Annotated in this window: 1 protein-coding gene; it reads right to left on the bottom strand. The window is 42.3% G+C overall.

All coding sequences use genetic code 11. The annotated features are described in order from the left end of the window. Nucleotides 1-394: 394 nt before the first annotated feature. A partial coding sequence (locus NJ959_RS29895) for a response regulator (RefSeq protein WP_254015395.1) occupies nt 395-1,144 on the bottom strand: 750 nt, incomplete at its 5' end.

Below are 1,144 nucleotides of genomic sequence, written 5' to 3'. Positions count from 1 at the left end.
AGGGAGTGGGGAGTGGGGAGTAGGGGCGAGTCAATACGACAGAAAAACCCTAATCGACTCGCCTGTTGATCTGAAAAAACTATCCGGATAGAACCTTTCTAGTCCTGAAATTCAGAAATTGAAAGGTTTAAATGGGATTGCAATATGTCTGAATATCAATGGAAGCTGAATATCGTAGAGCGCAACTTGTTACTGTCTAATTGGATGAAGCTGATACCCGATGCGCAAGAGCAAATGTTAGAGGAAGCTGACGAATTGATTGGAGACCTACCCTTACCCGATAAGCTACGCCTGGTTTCATCCCTTGAAAAGCTGCAATATCATGCAGAAGCACAATTACAGCCAAAAATTCAAAAATTGTTACAAACCTTTAAACTTGAGCATCTTTATAATTCTACAAAGCATTTTTCAGAACGCTGCACTGACTCAAGGCTTGAACAATTGACTCCAGTCGAATCGGCTTGCTGATGTAGTCATTCATCCCGGCGGCTAAACACTTTTCTCTATCTCCTTCCATTGCATTGGCTGTCATGGCGATAATGCGAGGACGCTGACATTTAGGCCATTCCTGGCAAATGCGACGAGAGGCTTCTAGTCCATCCATTTCCGGCATCTGCACGTCCATGAGTACGACATCATAGGATTGGCGACGCAAGGCGACGAGAACCTCTTGTCCGTTTTGAGCTATATCAGCACTGTATCCCAACCGTTTTAATAAGTGTAGGGCTACCTTCTGGTTGACCTTATTATCTTCTGCCAGGAGAATGCGTAAAGGTAGTTTTTGGGCTAATTCGGTGTCAAATTGGACTGGTTGTGAATTCGAGGGTTGCTCTGTTTTCATTGTCTTTGTCAAATTTGTTGCTACTGGTAAGTGTAAATCCATCCCAAAAATACTGCCAACTCCAGCTTGACTGGTTACATTCAATTTTGTTCCCATCATTTGGATCAGTTTTTGGCTAATGGCTAATCCTAATCCAGTTCCTTCGGCTTTGTAACGTTCATTTCCTACTTGTTCAAAGGGTAAAAATATTTTTTCTAATTGTTCGCTAGTCATCCCAATGCCAGTATCTTCGATTTGGAAGCGAATTATATTGGTTGTTGGTTGTTGGTTATTGGTTGTTGGTTGTTGGTTATTGGTTGTTGG

It is taken from the genome of Limnofasciculus baicalensis BBK-W-15 (assembly GCF_024178385.1).
Taxonomy (GTDB): Bacteria; Cyanobacteriota; Cyanobacteriia; order Cyanobacteriales; family Coleofasciculaceae; genus Limnofasciculus; species Limnofasciculus baicalensis.
The sequence above is the reverse complement of the archived record's forward strand: the minus strand, read 5'-3'. Positions and strand labels throughout refer to the sequence as shown.